The sequence below is a fragment of the Robertmurraya beringensis genome (assembly GCF_042433785.1).
Classification (GTDB): Bacteria; Bacillota; Bacilli; order Bacillales; family Cytobacillaceae; genus Robertmurraya_A; species Robertmurraya_A beringensis.
This window is the reverse complement of record NZ_JBHLUU010000125.1, coordinates 102,160-120,835: the sequence shown is the minus strand read 5'-3', so window position 1 is coordinate 120,835 and position 18,676 is coordinate 102,160. Positions and strand designations below refer to the sequence as shown.

Here is an 18,676-nt window from a genome sequence, read left to right as displayed (position 1 = left end):
TTGCATGTCGGAGTATTAGAGGAAGCCCTTCGTAGCGTTACCTACTCATTTGACTTCTTGGAATAATAGTTCTACTAACGTAATAGTTAGTGCCTAACCTTTTCAGTTAGGAACGTGTCGCACTTGAGATACCATATCAATCTACCAACAAAGATGGATTCACCTTAATAGGAGAGAAGGGGGACGATGATTACTTTACGTTCTCCGTTAAAGAAGAGCAAGTAGTGAATATCGATCTATCAGCTCTGCCAGGTGTAGATACAGGTATTGGGGTATATATGGCGGATCAGCTATTTCCACCGGATTTTGACCAACTTTCAGATGAAGAGAAACAAGCCATTCTGGATAGTCTATTGTCTGAAGATATGTATTTAGAACCAGCCTATTATGCGAATAAAGGCAGAAAGAGTGCTGCAGAAAGCTTATCTTTCGTTGCTTATCCTGAACAAAAATACTATTTGAAAGTAACAAACAATGTGGAGACTTACTTTGGTATGTATGACTTTTTTTGGGACTTCTCCATGTTTGAAGAAGAGCAACAACCTGAATCTTCTCTAGTTCCATATACTCTAAGTGTCGAAGGAAAGGCAATCGAGCAAGATGAAGATATGTTCCCTGTTTATTTTGAAGAAGAGGGAGACCAAGGTAATGAGGAGCCTTCTTTGGTAGACTTGTTGGCCGAGGGTGCTCAGCCGTATGAAATTGGAGGAACAGCAGGTGGATCCTTACAACTTTTTGAGGATGAAGACTGGTTCTCAGTTACTCCTTCAGAATCGGGAATATATGATTTCTCTTTCATTCATAAAGGATCACTTCCTGTCATTGAAGTATATGAAGTAAGAGAAGAAACAGATGAAGACGGTGAGACATTCAAATACTTGAATACAATCGGGACCAACATGATTTGGGGATACAGCTACCCTTATACAGGAGAATCTATGTATACAGGCTTACGTAAAGATCGCACCTATTACATAAGAGTGGCTTCTGATTACTATAATGGTAACACTTCATATGATCCATACGAATTTACCTCGGAACTTGTTTTGAAAAATGTAGAAGATAAATACGAAGATAATGACAAACTAGAGGATATCAAGAATCTTCCTGCTTCCTCATTTGAGGCGAATTTTGCAATGCCAGGAGATATAGATGTGTTCTACTATGAGTCGAAGGCCACAGCTGTACAGGGTGTAACGATACAAACTCTACCATTATCAGCTACCCTAAAGAAAAAGTATCCTCAAGAACTACAAAGTCCATCTTATGGCGTAGTTATGATTTTTGAGGACGTCAATAAGAACAGAAAACTTGATGCCAAGGAATATGATCGCGTTCAATATATTGAAAAAGGTCTGGGCTATAGCTCAACTACGTATGGATCGTTCAGAGCAGAAAAGGGCAAAAATTATATTGTGGCAGCTACTTCGTATGTTGATGGTCTTGTGCCATTCTCATTAAATCCATATAAATTAACGCTTAAAGCCGTTAACACAAATGATGAGGACAAAGGTTCTGTAGTGAAAAACAATATCCCTTCCAAGCCTTTAGCATTGAAGAAGGTAAGTACAAAAGTGTATGAGAGCTCAGGAAACTTGAATGCCGGTGTTTCCTTTGGAGACGAGGATTGGTATGAGCTGAACTTAACGAAAAATTCTAAAGGAAAGATCGAGCTTTTCTCCGGTCAAGAAATTGATGGAGTGATTTCGATCTACAAGGATGGAAAGCTTGTCACAACGGTCGATTATTATTCAGCCGGTGACACAGAGTATTCCTTGTTTAACCTGAAAAAAGGCAAGTATCATATTAAGGTCCGTGATGTAAATGGAAATACATCCATCAACCCATATAAGTTGAAAGTAACATTAAATTAATAGTAAACACCCCTTCTCCAAGTAGTGTAGAAGGGGTGTTTTTATATTACTTTATTGTTGTCGAGGATTGTACTTCCACAGTTCTGCTTGATTTCGGAAATAAACGACACCATTTAGATCGATGGCTAAGTCGTAAGCACCTTCTTGTTTTAGTATCGTTACTTCCATTGAATTAGGATCAACCTTGAAAAGGATACCTTCAACCGTACCATAAAGGATGTCATCATTTCCAAATACTAAAGTAGAGTTTTTAAATCGTCCTGAAATAGCTGGCGTAAGTTGTACATACTCGAACTTATTTAATACCAAATTGTATTTAAAAATGGTTCCATCTGCCATGCCAAAGAGGTATTTTTCCCCCCAAGGAGTAAGAGAGTTGATCATACTAGCTTTAAATGGTGTAGTGATCTTTTCTTTCAGTTCTGGTTGATTTAAAGGAAAACGAAACAACGTTGCCCAGCCTGAACGTTTGTGATTTGCGAATACCGTTGTTCCGCCAAAAATCATATTTCCATTATTCTGAAGCGAGATGATACTTTGGTCTGGAATGTAGTTAGGGTAATTCTCAAAATTCCCTGTAACCGGATCAAATATAGATAAGACACCACCACCTGTACTGGTTTCAGGATAGGTTCCAATTACAAGCTTGTTTTCAGACTCCATACCTAACAGCGCTGTTGGTCTCTCCTGACCAAGGGATGAATAGCGATAAAGCTCAGTGATTTTACTGTTATCTAAATCGTCCCCAACCTCAAGTTCCAATAATCTTGCTTTCGGGTAGGCACCTAAGTATAGCTTATTGTTCAAATAAGCCATGGACTCTACTTGGCTCACATTCTTGATCACAGTAGATTGGCCAGTTACCGCATTGTATACACCAATCCCACCAGACATGTAGCCATTAATTAGAATCTGATTCTTTGACTCGTTTGCTTTCATTGTATATAGCGTGACTGGGAGTTCTGATAATTCCACTTGTTTAAAGTTAAGTTCTCCTGACTCAAGATTATATGTAAAATAATCTCCCGCATTACTTAAAAGTCCGACAAGTGCCTCCCCACTTTCAAGATCAATAATAGCGGTACTAATGATTTCCTTTCCTAGCTTTGGAAGGGGCAGCTTCGTTTCTACCAGGGTTTCTGGATTATAAGAATACAACATGCCATCTTTAGTATAGTAAAGTTCACCTGTAAGTCGGGACTTGGTTGATATGGTTTTTGATGTCACATCAATTTCGTCAACTAGCATTAAGCTTTTCTTATCGAATACAAGTATTTTTTTACTTGGATCAAGCCTAGCGTATAAATACTGGTCAACGACTACGATATCTGAAATATATTTCTCGCTATTATATTTAGCCGGTAAGAAACGTTTACGTATTTTTGTGCGTATATCATATTTAATTAGTTCAGCTTTTGAGCCAACTCCAGCATAGATACTCTCTGTCTCCTCGTCGAAAAATACACTTTTAGCAAATTCCTTTCCTGCTAGAAATTGTCCATAGTCACGTTGTTCTCCGGTTTCAGGAATGTAAGAAAAAACGGTTCCATTGTAGGCAGTGGAACCATATACGCGGTCACCACCAATATGGAGATCCAGTATAGCCGTGTCTCGACTATGTTTCAGTTGATTCCCGATATCATTTAATTCCTTTTTGTATGGATCGTATTTGTAAAAGTGACCAGAAGAAGTGCCTCCTATCCAAACCATTCCATCCTTATCTACATCAATCCCCCAAGCACTAGTGGATTCTTCAAGAAGGAATGTCCCTTCTGTCTCTTCGGTTAATAGATTGACCACGGTCAGAGCAGAGGGTGTCCCGTGTTGAAGGACGTACATATAATCCGTTCCATTTGATAAACTACCAAAAGCAGAGATAAGTGCGGTCCCTTGATATACTTGAGGGCCGATTTTTTCAAAGGTTGCAAATTCATCAACCTTTAATGAAGGAGTGATGTCTGCGTTTTCTTCTGAAGGTATCTGACCACCATCCTCCTCTTGCTCAATGACTTCAGTGTCTAAGTTTGTATTTTCCTCCGCTGAAATGTAAATAGGTGTGAGAAACTGTGATGTTAAAAGAAAGGGAATAGTTAGTTTCATAGAGTTCTGTTTTGTAAATTTAATCAATTCTTCAACCTCATTTCAATAAACTTTCCTTACATATGATTGTAACATACTGGTAAAAGATTACTAGATAATAAGCAATTCCTACCATTCTATATCATACAACTATACTAATATGCTACTATCTTTTAGAATAGAAGTATCATATAAACAGGAGGTACGGAGATGAGGCGTAAACTGGGATTCGTATGGGTATGCATGATTTTGATGACTATGTTCCTTCCTTTGAAATTGCAGGAAGTAAATGCTTCTGATATCTGTACAGGAATTACAAAGGATACGAAAATTTGGTGGGATGGTGTCGAATTAAAAATTGGACAAATTGGACGGTTAACTGTATTAAAAGATACAGAGCTATATAAACTTGATGGAGACAAAAAAACCTTTGCGCGTACCTTGAAAGCGGGAGAAAAGTATCGAATCTATGCTTTCAAACCTGGCCAATTAAGTGTAGGAGGCGGATACTACATTGCTAGGGACACAAAAGTAAAGTATGAAACTCCCTCTAAAACAAAGCTAGCTCAGGTAGGGTGTAAAAAACAGGCTTTAGATTTGACTTCAGCAACGATTGAGCTTGGTGATCACAAATCGGCCATAGATGCTAAATTAGGTACTCCTGTTCGTACAACAGCAAGTGAATATGGACTAAATTGGGTTACCTATCATCAACAATATAAACGTTTTTATATGGTTGGATATAAAGATCAAGTAGCCCAAATGATCTACTCCAGTGACACAGGTTTTGTAGTTGAGGGTGCTCGTCATGGAATGAGTCCCGCGGAAATAAAGATAGCCTTAGGAAACCCGATTGGCGGGATTGTCAAAGGAAAAACAAAATACATGATGGACAATGATAATCAAACACAAACGTTTTATAAAAATGGAAAATACATTACGGTATTTTACGATATTCATAAAGGAAGCAAGGCTAGAAGTTTCCAAGTGGTAAGTAGTTCTGTTGAACAAAATAAGCCTGGTTGGTATGGTACTCAGAGCTTATCTGTTAAAGTAGGATTTGAACTGCAGCTCTTTGACTTAACCAATGCTGCTAGAGTAGAAAATGGGCTAAAGCCATTAGTTTGGAGCGATTTGGCTCGTTTGTCAGCTAGAAAGCATAGTGAGGATATGGCGGCAAATTCTTACTTTGATCACGTGAATTTAAAGGGAGAAGACCCATTTGTTAGGATGGAGAAAGAGGGAATTAGGTTTACTTATGCAGGGGAGAATCTAGCGATGGGCCAATTCAACAGTATTTTTGCCCATGAAGGGTTAATGAACTCTCTTGGACACCGTGAAAACATCCTTGAGACAAACTTTACTCACTTGGGAGCGGGTGTGTTTTTCAAACAAGGGACCTATGTGCCGTACTATACTGAAAACTTCTTTACACCATAATAAAGGGGGGAAATCATGCGTAAAGTATTAGCTGTCCTTACTCTCTTAATCGCTTTCAATATCCTGCCGAGTCAATCTTATGCCAAGGTATATTGGGATGGTGCGGAGCTTGTAGCTGGTCAAATCGGTAAAATAAAAATCCTCCAGCCTATTAATCTATGGAAAAAAGAAAATAATCAACTGAAATTTGTACGTATTTTAAAAACTGGTGAGACCTATCGAGTCTATGGCTATGATAATAAAAATAACCAATTTCGTGTGGGTGGTTCTTTCCTTGTGACGAATATGAAGGGGAGAGTTTCCTACTTCACTCCTTCGAAAGAGAAACTTAGCCAGCTCTCCATAGGAAATGAAAGTGAATATCTTGTTAAACAATTGGTTCAATACCCAAAAGGATATGAAACAAATACGGATGTAAAAGGAATAATGAACAGACTAAGCTCAATTCCTATTACTACCCTTCAGAAACTACAGAAGAATGGTGTGACCATTAAGCTTGTCGATCAACCAATTACAAGTGTTCCGGAATATTCCTATTTAAAGGGACAAGTCCCTCGTGGGTGGGAAGGGACCGATAAAACCTGGGATGATGTACCTGGTATTGGGGGGACAACGGTAATTGTAGTGAGGATTGGATACAGTGAATATGGAAAAGGACATGGTTCTGTGAACCTTGAGCTTCATGAAACGGCGCATACCATTGACTCTTTTGTGTATCAAGAGCTCTCCTCAACAAGTAGCTTTAAGAAAATATGGAGCAAGGAAACAGTTGCTTTATTCGGAGAAAATGATTATTACAAGAATTATGCGGAAGAATACTTTGCTGAGACATTTGCTATGTATTATTACTCGTCCGCAACAAGAGGTGTTTTAAAAAGTAAGGCACCACAAACGTACACATTTTTTCAAAACCTACAGTAGTTACTAGCCTAGCTCAATAGTGAGTTAGGTTTTTTTTGGTATTTTTGTAGAAAAAGAGGAAAATAAGGGCGATTTTGTCGTATAATTGAAGAGATTTTGTTTGTAATAGAAAAGGGAGCGGAAGCATTGAAAAGAATTATTAGTAGTATTGTAGTATGTGTATTAGTATATTTAAGTCTTTTTACCAGCAATCATTTCATTCATGAGGTAAAAGCTTCTAGCAGTGTACCGGTTGTTTATTGGGATGGGATGCAGCTGTTAAAAGGACAGGTCGGAAGAGTAGATGTTATAAAACCTATTAATCTATGGAAAAGGGTTGGAGGAAAACTAGTTTTTGAGCGTGTCCTAAAACCTGGTGAGTCTTATCGTGTCTATCGGTATGATAGTGGATTTGGTGGACAATATGGTCTTGGAGGAGCTTATTTTGTGACGAATATGAAGGATTATATTCAATACAGAACGCCTTCAAGAGCAAAACTTTTGCTCGTTAATCCAGAATTAAACGGGACAAAAAAAATCTCATTAGGTACGGTTACAAAGGAAGAAGCAAAAGTAATCGCACCTGGTGTGACACAATCTAAGTTAACGGTTGATGGAAGTTCAGGTAAACAAGCCATATACAAGCTAGATGTAGATCAAAAGGCTTCACAAATCACTTTTGAAACCTCATTAGCTAAGGATCAAATGATCGGATACGAAACGGTATCCAGTCAAGCGAACCGTTATAATGAAGAAGGTCGCTATGTTATTGGTGGCGTGAATGGAGACTATTTTGATAGTAACGGAGCGCCAACAGATTTAACCGTACATAATAGCGAGCTAGTAACAACCAATAAGACACCAATAAAAGACCGAGTGATTTTTGGTGTTGGAGCCAATGGAAAAGCAATGATTGGAAGTCCTGATATTACCATTGGTATGACGGTGAATGGTGGAAACAATTATCCCATTAATTCAGTAAATAAGCGTAGAGATGCCAACCATTTGGTTCTATACACTCCATACTTTGCGAGTACAACCATGACGAATAATTTGGGAACAGAAGTGATATTAGAGAATATTTCTGGAACTTTGAATGGAAATAACAAGGTCGTGGCAACGGTAAAAGAAGTTATTGTTGGAATTGGTAGTCAGTCGCTTCAGCCTGGCCAATACGTATTATCAGGACATGGTGCTGGCTCAGAATATTTAAAAACCTTAAAAGAGGGAGATCAAGTGGAGATGAACCTTTCCTATGATCTTTCACAATGGAACAACGTACAGCAAGCAATTGGTGGTCGATATCAGCTTGTGAAAAACGGAGTGGTTCAAACATATAATATAGCAGGTGCACACCCTAGAACTGCAATTGGAATCAAGGCTGATGGGTCTGTTTTTACCATTGTTCTAGATGGTAGGCAAACAGATAGTGTAGGAGTGACTCTTAATAGCCTCGCAAAAGTGATGAAGGACTTTGGTGCAGTGGAAGCGATGACCTTTGATGGTGGTGGTTCATCGACGATGGTAACGAAACAACCTGGTACCACTGATTTATCTGTTGTTAACAATCCATCGGATGGAAAAGAGCGAAGTGTGGCAAATGCTCTCTTTATTGTCATGTTAAGCTCAACCAATCCTGAAAAGGAGCCAACGCCTGAGCAAAAAGAAGAAATTATTACAGGCACTCTTATGATTGAAAGTTTCGAGGGGATTACCAATTGGAAAGCAACAGGTGCGAAATACAACACTGTGGCTGTTCAACTAGAAAAGGTATATGTAAAAGAGGGCAAGCAGTCATTAAAGGTTGCTTATGACTTTATAGGGACAACGGGCACTTCTGGAGTATATGCATCAAAGGATCAGCCAATAACTCTTAAGGGCAAGCCATTAAAAATCGGTATGTGGGTATATGGCGATAACAAGGGTCATTGGTTGCGTGCTCAGTTATCGGATGCTAATAATGAGAAGGTTCAACTCGATTTCACGAAAAATGTTAATTGGACAGGATGGAAGTATGTTGAAGCAACAATACCATCTGGACTTCAAACCCCATATAAGCTTGATCTTCCTGTTCGATACATGCAGGTGGAAGACATGAAGAAAAACAAAGGCCAAATTTTTGTGGATTCGATTCAGGCGATCTATGAGGACTAGGAAATAAGGAATAGGAAAAAGGTTTCCCTAATAGGAAGCCTTTTTCCATGCCAATTAATGTCTGTTTCGTGGATGAATTGCAGAATGAGAATCAGTATGCTACATTAGAATATGGACTGCAGGGATCTTGAAATTACATCGTAAGAAAAGACTTTATGCCTGAATTCTTATGTTCTGAATCACTCACTCAGAACACGGAGGGAGTAGAAGTAATCAATGGCAAAATCTAACGAACAAAAAGATAGACTTAGTTATCTAGAAGAAAATCCACCAAAAATCATTGGTGGGTATAAACGACAAGGTTGGGCAGTAAAGGTTCTTGATAAGATAAGTAATGATCCTCTTGAAGTGGAAGAGGACGGAACTCTAACTGCTACTGCAATATTAGAAGCAAAGGATATGACGTATTATCCTGCATTTCTAAGTATAGATTCGTCAAAAAAAGGACAAGTAGTCGGAGTATATCTACTATTTGAAGAAGAAGAGCAATATAATTTAATTCCTTTAGAGTTAGCCCAGGATTTTATTCCTGGTGTAGATAGAATATTAACGCCTTTTAGATATCGAACATTAGCGAAAATTGAAAATGATGCATATCAGCTAAATTGGCCAGATTTTAGCTAAAATTGACGGGACCTAGGGAATGGTTCCGTCTTTTTTGTCGCCCGATGTCTGTGTTGTAATCAAATTGTAATATAAAGTCGAAACTGTAAGGAAACTGAAATAGTAATTGTTTTTCGAATAGTATAAAATTTTCATAGAAGGTAAGGAAAATATACCCATTTAAATTTTTTTACTATGATCAGTTTCTGGAGGTAAAACGATTTATGATGAAAATAGCAAAATTCGTATCAGCTATACTCATATCGATTCCACTTATCTTTTCTCCTATCAAAGACATTCAAGCTGCTGAAAAGGATAGCTTAGTAGATTATGCTCAACAGTTTATTGGAGTGCCTTATAAATATGGAGGAACCACTCCATCTGGATTTGATTGTTCAGGATTTCTTTCCTATGTATTCAGTGAATACGGAATTGAGTTACCAAGAAGAAGTGTTGACCAATTTAATTCGGGTAAGCAGGTGAAAGCTAGTGAGTTAACTGCAGGTGATTTGGTTTTCTTTAATACAAGTGGATCGGGTGTTTCCCATGTTGGTATCTACTTAGATAATAATAAGTTTATCCATGCTGACAGTAGTAATGGGATTATGATTAATAGCTTAGGTGAAAGCTATTATAAAAGCAGGTATGTTGGTGCAAAGAGATACTTAGAACCACAAATGTCTATCGCATCTGTGTCTGTGAAAAGTGGACAAATTGGTACTGTATACATTAAGAAGAGAATTAATCTGTGGGAACGAGACGCTAATAATAATCTAGTAATGGTACGTGTGTTACAACCAGGTGATCATTACCGAGTGTACGGGTACGATGAACAGTTCGGTGGACAATACAATCTAGGATCCCAACTTTTCGTAACGAAGATGGAAGATTATATTGAATACCAAGAAGTGGGAAAATAATACATAAAACAGGAAATCTTGCTATAATAGAGTAGCAAGATTTTTTTAATAGATTGGGAGAGTGAGAGAGAAGGATGAAAAAATCGTTAAAAGTACTTACAGCTTTGAGTTTACTAGTACCGACTACAACGGTATTCGTAAATCATACAGCTGAAGCGGCCACACAAACACAAATCAATGCTGCTGTTCAAAAGGCGAAAACTGCTTCACTAGCATTAAGATATGCTTCCTCGATTGAATTTAAAGGAGATATTAATGTTCGTCCATATACGGAGTATAATGCAGCGAAAAAAGCCTATGCAGAGGCGAAGAAGCTTGTAGATGCATCTAAGTCATCCAGCAAGCAGGTTCAGCTTGCTCAGTTACAAGAAGCTAAAACATGGATTGATCGGGGAGCTGCCTATATCGATGCGATTAGTGCAGGGTTAGTAATTCAAAAGTACAAGCAACAGCTTGATGCTAAGGGGAAAGCTGGTGTATTGGATAGCGAGGCAATAGAGCTTTATCATGAAATGTCTCGTCAAATTAAGAAGCAAGCTGCCCATATCTTTAAGATTTATGGTGCTTCTACTAGGGATGCGGTTCGTACAAAATATATTAGAACTGCCGAACAGCTTAGGGATGAGTTGAGCTATTCTATAACTGTAAGAGGGAAATTAGATATAATAAAAAACGCTTCAAGTACAAATACACAGAAAATAGAAGCGGCTAAGCAAATCTTATTATTCCTTGAATCCATTCCACAAGCCAATTACTATAGTCAACTTTCAAAAGAATGGAAATCAGTCGTTATCCCTGAATCTATACAGGATGCTGAGTATAAAAATTTACTAAGTTTAAACGAAGAGTTAGTAAAGTTAAAAGCGATTATTAAGCCAGGTGTATCTAGTGAAGAGGTTCCGGGGTTATATCAATCGGTAATAGGGAAAATAGCAAAGGTATCACATGCAATAGGGGCTAAGAAATTAAGTGAAGAACTTACAGAAACGATGTCTTTACTAGAGGTATCGGTTGGGGAATTAAAATCTAGACTAACAAATGAAGCTATTAAGGCTGGTATTCCTCCTGAAATCGTAAAAGCAATTGTCCTAACTGAAAATGGTCGATTCCAGCAATTCACTTCATCTGGGGAGGTATTTAAGAGCCCGGACAATGGTTACGGCTTGATGCAGGTTACACCTCTAAGTGATACGGATACACGCTATGATTGGGATCGAGTGAAGTACGATTTACAGTATAATATTGAAAAAGGTATTGATATCTTACTTGAGAAATGGAGTTATGGAGAAAGTAAGCGGATCCCAGTCATTAATGATGGGTCAAAAGAGGTCTTAGAGAATTGGTATTTTGCGATTATGGCTTATAATGGTTTATCCAAAGCGAATGATCCAACGCAAACGGCACTACCATATCAGGTGAAAGTCTATGAAAATCTAAAAAATGGCACTCAGCTATCTCCAGATTTAATCAATCCAGAAGATCTAGTCCTTCGATATAATGTAAGCACAGGACAAATAATTTTTGCGGATAAACTAGCTTACACGACTAGTAAGAAAACAAAATCTACCCAAATGTATGCGATTGGAGATACGATCACTTTAACGGGTTCAGCAACATTTAGAAACGCTCCAACTACGTCTGGTAGTGTGTCTACACCTATTTCAGCGGGTACCAAAGTAATCATTCAAAGTGAAGCTATCCAAGATTCCAACAAGGCTAATCTATTTGTCTGGTATAAGGTAAAAATTGGAACCACTGGTAAAGTGGGATATATTGCTTCTGTCAGTTTAAAATAGTAAAAAAGCTTGGGTTCTGAAGTGACCCAAGCTTTTTCCTTTTACTTATTCGGAGGATAGACTCTCCATTTCGATAAATCTGGTGATGGCTTACTAATTAAATTGTTTGGAAATATAAAAGTCCATGGTTTACTTGAATTCGCCTGGACAATAAACTTATCAAGTTTAAAGCCGCCTTGGCAAATGATGTCACCTTGTGCATCTTCAACAATGAGTGGCAGTTGTTCAAGATTAATGTTTTTGTCACTACCGTTTCGTATGAGTACAGTAACAGCGAGGTTATCATCGGATGTAATTTTACATTCTAGTCCTAAGAAGTTGATTTCCCCTTCTTGAAGAGGTGGAAGAGTAGAAACAAGCTGCTCTAAATGCTCCCGATGTAAAGGTGAAATTTGGTTTTCCCAGCTCTCATGGAGCTGAAGCTTGTGTTCTTCCCTAGGCTGTTTCAGTTCAAAAGCTATCGTCCAACCATCCTCAGGCATTTTTTCTACCAGTTTATCTTCGTTGGAAAAAAGGAATCGCCACGGTCTACAAGTAAAGGGAGCCAGTTCTTCCATTCCATCTAACTCGAACTGCTTCTTAGCGACAGCTTGCCCTGTTTCGTCTAAAAGTAATAAATCAACTGCATCAAAACGAATCGCTTTGTCTAAAGTATTGCGCAGAAAAGCCACTACAACAAATCCATCCTGGTACTCTAGCAGTTTCATGCCAGTAATAGAGATCTGGTTTGGTTTTAGCAATGGAAGCTGTTTATGCTTAAACATATATACATACTTCTCTTGACTTGTTAACTCCCAATCTGGGTGAAAGGAGAGGGTGGTTTCAACCATTCCCTCATTTGTAGTGTCTATTTTTTCTAATGGTAAGTCTAATTGTAATTCATTTTCTTCTTTCTTTTTCGGTTTTCTTTTAAAGATAGGCATGATAGGCTCCTTATGCTTCCTCAGTAACTTCGTACTGTGCTTTTAAATACTCAATGAAACGGATGCTTACATCTGATTCAATGGAAAAAAGAAGATGTTCAAAATACTGTAGTGCCTCTTTTTCATATAATCGATAAGGGTCTTCCTGACCATACCCTCTAAGTTGTATTCCGTCCTTTAACTGAGTCATTGCATCGAGATGCTGAATCCAATTTGTATCAATTATTTGAAGCATAAACATCTTTAATTCTCTTCCAAGATCCTCATTATCCTGAAGGGAGAGGATCTGCTCTGTTAGCTTATCGTATTCGTTTAGGACTAGTGCTGTAATTTGGTCCCTATCTAATCCATCAAGAGAGCGGACAGTTAACTGATGCTCTAGCAATACAAGGTCAAGTTCTTGAACAAGCTGTTGAAGATTCCAGTCGGCCGACAATTGTTCAGAATTACAATATTTATTAATAACTTGAGTTAGATAATTTTTAATATAATTGACCAGCTCTGGGAAGGTTTCATGAGCTGTTGCTTTTAATAGTCGGTCACGGGTAGAATAGATCACCTTACTTTGGGAGTCAATGGCACTGTCTAATTTTAATAAATGGGCCCTTGAGGATTGGTGGGTATATTCAACCGTTTCTTGTACTCGACGTACGAACTTATTTGGATCAGGTGATAGAACAAGTCCTTCTTCGTTTGTTTTGAGTTTCTTTTTAAATTTCTTCAATTCATCCTCATCGTAATTTTTAAATAAGTCATCTTCTAAAGAGATAATGAATTGGCTTGAACCTGGATCTCCTTGTCTTCCTGAACGTCCTCGTAGCTGCATATCGATTCGGAAGCTTTCATGGCGTTCTGTACCAATAATATAGAGTCCACCGAGTTCACGAACTCCTTCTCCAAGTAAGATATCAGTTCCACGCCCTGCCATGTTTGTTGCTAGCATGACCTGACCTTTTTGTCCTGCTAGAGAGATGATTTTTGCCTCATCCTCTTCGGTTTTTGCATTAAGCACAAAATGTTTGATTCCAGCTTTAGAAAGGTGTGATGAAAGCATTTCAGACTGTTCAATGGATGTTGTTCCTATTAGAACAGGACGTCCAATCTGATTCAGTTGTGTGACAGTCGATAGAATTTTCTTTACCTTTGCTTCGTAGTTTGAGTAAATAAGGTCATCTTCGTCTATACGCAAAACAGGTTTATTCGGTGGAATAGAAATTACAGGGATATTGTATGTCTCAAGAAATTCCTGTTTCGAAGGTGTTGCGCTCCCCGTCATACCGCTTAAATGCTTGTACATACGGAAATAATTTTGGATGGTAACGGTGGCTTGTGTATCGTTTTCTTCCGTAACCTCGACTCCTTCTTTTGCCTCAATCGCCTGATGGAGACCTTCACTGAAAGTTCTACCTTCCATGATTCGACCGGTAAACTTGTCTACTAATATTACTTTTCCATCTTTAACGATATAATCATCGTCCTTTTTCATAATGGCAAATGCACGTAATGATTGCATCACGTTGTGGACAAGATCTTGATGCTCGGCATCATATAAATTATCGATTCCATAAGCCTGTTCGATCTTGTTAGCACCCTCGTCTGTTAAGTAAAGCTGTTTTGTTTCAGGATATAACTCATAATCCACATCTGCTTGGAAGGTTTTAATAATTTCCGAATTAATATAGAAGAGATCCGCACCTAATCCAGATTTATTTGCGATAATGAGGGGGGTACGTGCTTCATCAATAAGAATGCTATCAATTTCATCAACGATTGCAAAGTGATGCTCCCGTTGTACCTTTTGTTCGGATGTATACACCATATTATCTCGAAGGTAGTCGAACCCAAATTCGTTTCCTGTTCCATACGTAATGTGAGCATTATAAGCTGCATGTTTCTCTTCAGGTAAAAGTTGAGAAATATTTAATCCAACCTTTAATCCAAGAAATTCATGTATCTTCCCCATTAGTTCAAAGTCTCTTTTTGCTAGGTATTCATTGGCAGTTATTATATGTACACCTTTGCCCTCAAGTGCTCTGACGTAGCTGGGAAGAGTCGACACGAGTGTTTTTCCTTCTCCCGTTTGCATTTCAGCGATACTGCCTTCTAGTAATACAAAGCCTCCAACAAGCTGTACATCATAATGCCTAAGACCAAGTACACGCTTAGCAGCTTCTCTTACAACAGCAAATGCCTCAATTTTAATATCGTCGATGCTATGACCAGACTGAATTTTTTCTATAAAAAGATCGGTATGATTTCGAAGCTCTTCGTTGCTAAGTGTTGCATACGTTGGCTCAAGCGCGTTCACTTTCTCAACTAGCTTTGAAATTCTTTTTATATCTCTAGAACTTTCACTAAATAACATTTTTACTTTTGTAAGCAAAAAAATCGCCTCTGTTTCAATGAATTAATAAAAAACTACTAGTCGAATTATATCATAAATAGGGGGATTTCTGCTAAGAAGGTAAAATTTGGTCGAAAAATAATGTAACCAAAATGGTTGTATTAACGTCTAAATAGAAGTGGGAAAATAAAATACTATTTGCATGCTCTAAAAAACTGTAATTTACTAGAATAACCTAAAGATATAAGCTTTATACCTTCCAATAAAAAAAAGAATTGCGTATTTAAAGATATGTGTTACCATATGAATGATTGGGAATGAATAAAATAACCTCTCAAAAAGGTGATGAAATAATGCTTACAACAGGTATATTAGCATTTACAGTATCGTTACTAACCGCACTTTTTGTAACGCCTTTAGTTATTAAAATAGCCAAAATGATTGGTGCTGTAGACAAGCCCAATGAAAGAAAAGTTCACACTAACCTCATGCCTCGTCTTGGCGGGTTAGCGATCTTTATAGGTGTAATAGCAGGTTATTTTACAGCTGGATTGCATCATGAAAAAGTTACAGCGATTAGTGTTGGAGCGATTCTAATTGTTATCATAGGCATTTTGGATGACAAATATGAATTGTCTGCAAAAGTGAAATTTCTTGGTCAGTTAATTGTAGCTGGAATAATTGTGTCAAGTGGACTAACGGTAAACTTAATCACTATCCCATACATTGGAGATTTTGAATTAGGAATGTGGAGCTATCCAATTACTGTTTTCTGGATAGTTGGTATTACAAATGCAATTAATTTGATTGATGGATTAGATGGATTGTCAGGTGGGATTTCTGCGATTGGAATTGGAACGGTAGCTATACTAGCAGGAATGAATGGAAAGGTTTTGATCTTTACTCTCTCCATTATCTTACTAGGAAGTATCCTTGGTTTCCTTTACCATAATTTCTACCCTGCGAAGATTTTTATGGGCGACACCGGAGCATTGTTTCTCGGCTATTCCATTTCGATTTTATCACTGTTAGGCTTATATAAAAGTGTCACTTTATTTAGTTTTTTAGTTCCGATTATCATATTGGGCGTACCAATTTTTGATACCACCTATGCGATAATTCGACGTATTGTCAATAAAAAGCCAATCTCAGCTCCAGATAAGTTTCATTTGCATCATCGATTATTAGCTTTAGGGTTGTCTCACCGTAATACAGTGTTGGCGATCTATGCTTTCGGAATCTTATTTGCAGTATCTGCTCTCCTTTTCTCAGAGTCAACTCTTTGGGGGTCTATCTTTATTATCTTTGGATTGTTGATTGTGACAGAAATTTTTGCAGAATTGATTGGGATCGTTCATCATAAATATCGACCGATTTTAGGATTAATTAACAAGTTAACTAATAAACGACTTTATGGAAAGCAATAATAAGAAAAAAACCGTTTGTTCCATACAAACGGTTTTTTATAGAGTAAATCGGGGTAAAGTGCTAAGATTACTTGATGAAATTTGATGAAGTTATGCTATTTTTGTCATATTATGTTTAATGTATTAAAATAATACATGTTAAACTATAATCTGGTTTTTACCTTAATATTTCTTGGAGGTTTCCTTTTATGCAAGTACCTATGCTTGATCTTACAGAACAATATAGTAGCTTACGTTCAGAAGTACTAGAGGTTCTAGATAAGGTGATGAGTTCATCTCAATTTATCTTAGGACCAAATGTAAAGAAGTTAGAAACAGATGTTGCTGAATATAGCCGTGTGGCACATGCAATTGGATGTGCAAATGGAAGCGATGCTATACATATTGCTTTACAAGCTTTAGGAGTGGGTCCTGGGGACGAAGTTATTACAACTCCATTTACTTTCTTCGCAACTGGAGGAGCGATTGTTCGTGCTGGTGCAAAACCTGTATATGTGGATATTGATCCTATTACCTTTAATATTGACCCTGCCAAAATCGAAGAGGCGATAACAGATAAAACAAAAGCAATTATTCCTGTTCATCTTTATGGACAAATGGCTGATATGGAGAGAATTGCTGAGATTGCGAAAAAACATCATTTAGCGGTTGTTGAGGATGCAGCACAAGCAATTGGTGCCAAGCATAACGGGAAAACGGTTGGTGAGTTAGGTTCAGCAGCAACATACAGCTTCTTCCCAACGAAAAACCTTGGAGCATATGGTGACGGTGGAATGATCGTTACAAATGATGATGAGGCAGCTGAAAATTGCCGTGTTATCCGAGTTCACGGAAGTAAGCCAAAGTACTATCACCATGTACTTGGGTATAATAGCCGTCTAGATGAGCTACAAGCAGCTGTTTTAAATATCAAGTTCCCACATTTAGATAAGTGGAGTGAACTAAGACGTGAGAAGGCACAAATGTACACTTCTCTGTTAAAAGAAAAAGTAGGTGATATGGTGGTTACTCCTATTGAAAAAGAAGGGAACTACCATGTATTCCATCAGTATACAATTCGAGTTGAGAACCGTGATGAACTTCAGCAATTTCTAAAGGACCAAGGTGTACAAACGATGATTTATTATCCACTACCATTGCATGTGCAACCTGTATTTAAGGACCTTGGCTACAAGGAAGGGGATTTACCACTTGCGGAAAAGGCGGCGAACGAAGCATTATCGCTACCTATGTTCCCAGAACTGAAAACAGAACAACAAGAATATGTTGTGGCGAAAATTGCGGAGTTTTACGGGAAATAAATCTAAGGGGAAACGTCGCCAGAGGATCGGGGGGCGTTTCTTTACATGCGAGATAAAAGGTTGGTGGACTGTTTGATAGAGGAAAAAAACAAATTTGTGTTTTATCAATACTTACAATATTTTTGGCGAAAAAAATGGTTTTTCCTGATTGTTCCAGTTATTTCAACGATAATAATCATTGCGGCTGTTTACTTTTTAACAAAAGATAAGCCTTATTCAGGTGAAATTTTATTTTATACAGGATCGATAACTTCCCAAGAGCTTGTACATCCTAATAATATTTCGTCGAAATATGGTGGAGACGTTCATGTTACTGAAAAGGGACAGGTAAAGTTTAACCTTTCCGGTGATTCAAAGGAAGAGGTTCAAGATAAGATCGATCAAATTGTGGAATTATACTCCAAAGATCTTGAGGAAAAAGCTAAAGTTCAAATTGATTTAACAGAGGTTCAAGTAAGTTCATTAGAAGAACGTAAAGAGGCTTTGAATAATTCTATTGAGCTCTATAAAGCAAAGCTTGAAAATGAAAATCTTTCTCCACTGGAACATGAAGCAATATTGAATTCATTGGCAGTGTCTGAGTTGGAACTTACTGAAGTGGATTTAACAGCATACAGAATGAGTAGTGACCTGGAATTATATGAACAACCACATCTCTTATCAACAAATGTATCTCCCGCTAAGACATATATGAAGGAATCAATCGCCATTGGTTTAGTAGTAGGACTATTAGCAACAGTAGTTTTATTAATGCTCATGAAATACCTAGGTGATGCGAGGAAATACTTCGGGCATTCTTAATGTTATATTAAAAAAAGATTAAATTGAAATGGATTAGCACCTATTTAACTTGATTTTATCTATACTAAAATCAATGGAAACCGAAACTTAGTTTCGTAATAAAAGGAGAAGAAG

13 protein-coding genes are annotated in these 18,676 nt (G+C 37.7%); 10 read left to right on the top strand and 3 right to left on the bottom strand.

The window, feature by feature from the left end; translation table 11 throughout:
* The first annotated feature begins 224 nt into the window (after positions 1-224).
* A complete protein-coding gene (locus ACFFHF_RS22160) occupies positions 225-1,874 on the top strand; it encodes a hypothetical protein (RefSeq protein WP_377059085.1) in 1,650 nt (549 codons plus the stop codon).
* A gap of 51 nt (positions 1,875-1,925) precedes the next feature.
* Here ACFFHF_RS22160 and ACFFHF_RS22155 read toward each other — a convergent pair whose 3' ends face one another.
* Entirely contained in the window at positions 1,926-4,001 is a 2,076-nt protein-coding gene (locus tag ACFFHF_RS22155) for a WD40 repeat domain-containing protein (protein WP_377059084.1), read from the bottom strand.
* A 162-nt stretch (positions 4,002-4,163) separates the two neighbouring features.
* Between ACFFHF_RS22155 and ACFFHF_RS22150 the strand changes: the two genes are divergently transcribed.
* The 6 genes from ACFFHF_RS22150 (at position 4,164) to ACFFHF_RS22125 (ending at position 11,766) form a co-directional block, all read left to right on the top strand.
* Entirely contained in the window at positions 4,164-5,393 is a 1,230-nt protein-coding gene (locus tag ACFFHF_RS22150; RefSeq protein ID WP_377059083.1) for a CAP domain-containing protein, read from the top strand.
* 15 nt (positions 5,394-5,408) lie between these two features.
* Positions 5,409-6,314, top strand: coding sequence for an anthrax toxin lethal factor-related metalloendopeptidase (locus ACFFHF_RS22145; protein WP_377059082.1), 906 nt, complete (start codon positions 5,409-5,411; stop codon positions 6,312-6,314).
* Between the two features lie 126 nt (positions 6,315-6,440).
* On the top strand, positions 6,441-8,447 hold the full coding sequence (locus tag ACFFHF_RS22140; protein ID WP_377059080.1) for a phosphodiester glycosidase family protein: 2,007 nt from the start codon (positions 6,441-6,443) through the stop codon (positions 8,445-8,447).
* A gap of 216 nt (positions 8,448-8,663) precedes the next feature.
* Complete coding sequence (locus tag ACFFHF_RS22135; RefSeq protein WP_377059079.1) at positions 8,664-9,071, top strand: hypothetical protein; 408 nt, start codon at positions 8,664-8,666, stop codon at positions 9,069-9,071.
* Between the two features lie 203 nt (positions 9,072-9,274).
* On the top strand, positions 9,275-9,970 hold the full coding sequence (locus ACFFHF_RS22130) for a C40 family peptidase (RefSeq protein ID WP_377059078.1): 696 nt from the start codon (positions 9,275-9,277) through the stop codon (positions 9,968-9,970).
* Positions 9,971-10,044: 74 nt separating this feature from the next.
* Positions 10,045-11,766 carry a transglycosylase SLT domain-containing protein gene (locus ACFFHF_RS22125; RefSeq protein WP_377059076.1) on the top strand — a complete coding sequence of 574 codons (1,722 nt, stop codon included), beginning with the start codon at positions 10,045-10,047 and terminating at the stop codon, positions 11,764-11,766.
* Positions 11,767-11,807: 41 nt separating this feature from the next.
* Here the strand turns inward: ACFFHF_RS22125 and ACFFHF_RS22120 are convergent, their stop codons facing one another.
* Positions 11,808-12,689 carry an accessory Sec system S-layer assembly protein gene (locus tag ACFFHF_RS22120; RefSeq protein WP_377059075.1) on the bottom strand — a complete coding sequence of 294 codons (882 nt, stop codon included), beginning with the start codon at positions 12,687-12,689 and terminating at the stop codon, positions 11,808-11,810.
* 10 nt (positions 12,690-12,699) lie between these two features.
* Complete coding sequence (gene secA2 / locus ACFFHF_RS22115; protein ID WP_377059074.1) at positions 12,700-15,072, bottom strand: accessory Sec system translocase SecA2; 2,373 nt, start codon at positions 15,070-15,072, stop codon at positions 12,700-12,702.
* A gap of 314 nt (positions 15,073-15,386) precedes the next feature.
* On the opposite strand from secA2, the gene ACFFHF_RS22110 reads away from it, so the two are divergent.
* The 3 genes from ACFFHF_RS22110 to ACFFHF_RS22100 all read left to right on the top strand — a co-directional run bounded on the left by ACFFHF_RS22110 (position 15,387) and on the right by ACFFHF_RS22100 (position 18,562).
* Positions 15,387-16,460: a glycosyltransferase family 4 protein gene (locus ACFFHF_RS22110; RefSeq protein WP_160549254.1), complete on the top strand. Its 1,074-nt coding sequence runs from the start codon at positions 15,387-15,389 to the stop codon at positions 16,458-16,460.
* A gap of 188 nt (positions 16,461-16,648) precedes the next feature.
* Positions 16,649-17,761, top strand: coding sequence for a DegT/DnrJ/EryC1/StrS family aminotransferase (locus ACFFHF_RS22105; RefSeq protein ID WP_377059073.1), 1,113 nt, complete (start codon positions 16,649-16,651; stop codon positions 17,759-17,761).
* A gap of 45 nt (positions 17,762-17,806) precedes the next feature.
* On the top strand, positions 17,807-18,562 hold the full coding sequence (locus ACFFHF_RS22100) for a hypothetical protein (RefSeq protein ID WP_377059072.1): 756 nt from the start codon (positions 17,807-17,809) through the stop codon (positions 18,560-18,562).
* Positions 18,563-18,676: the final 114 nt, after the last annotated feature.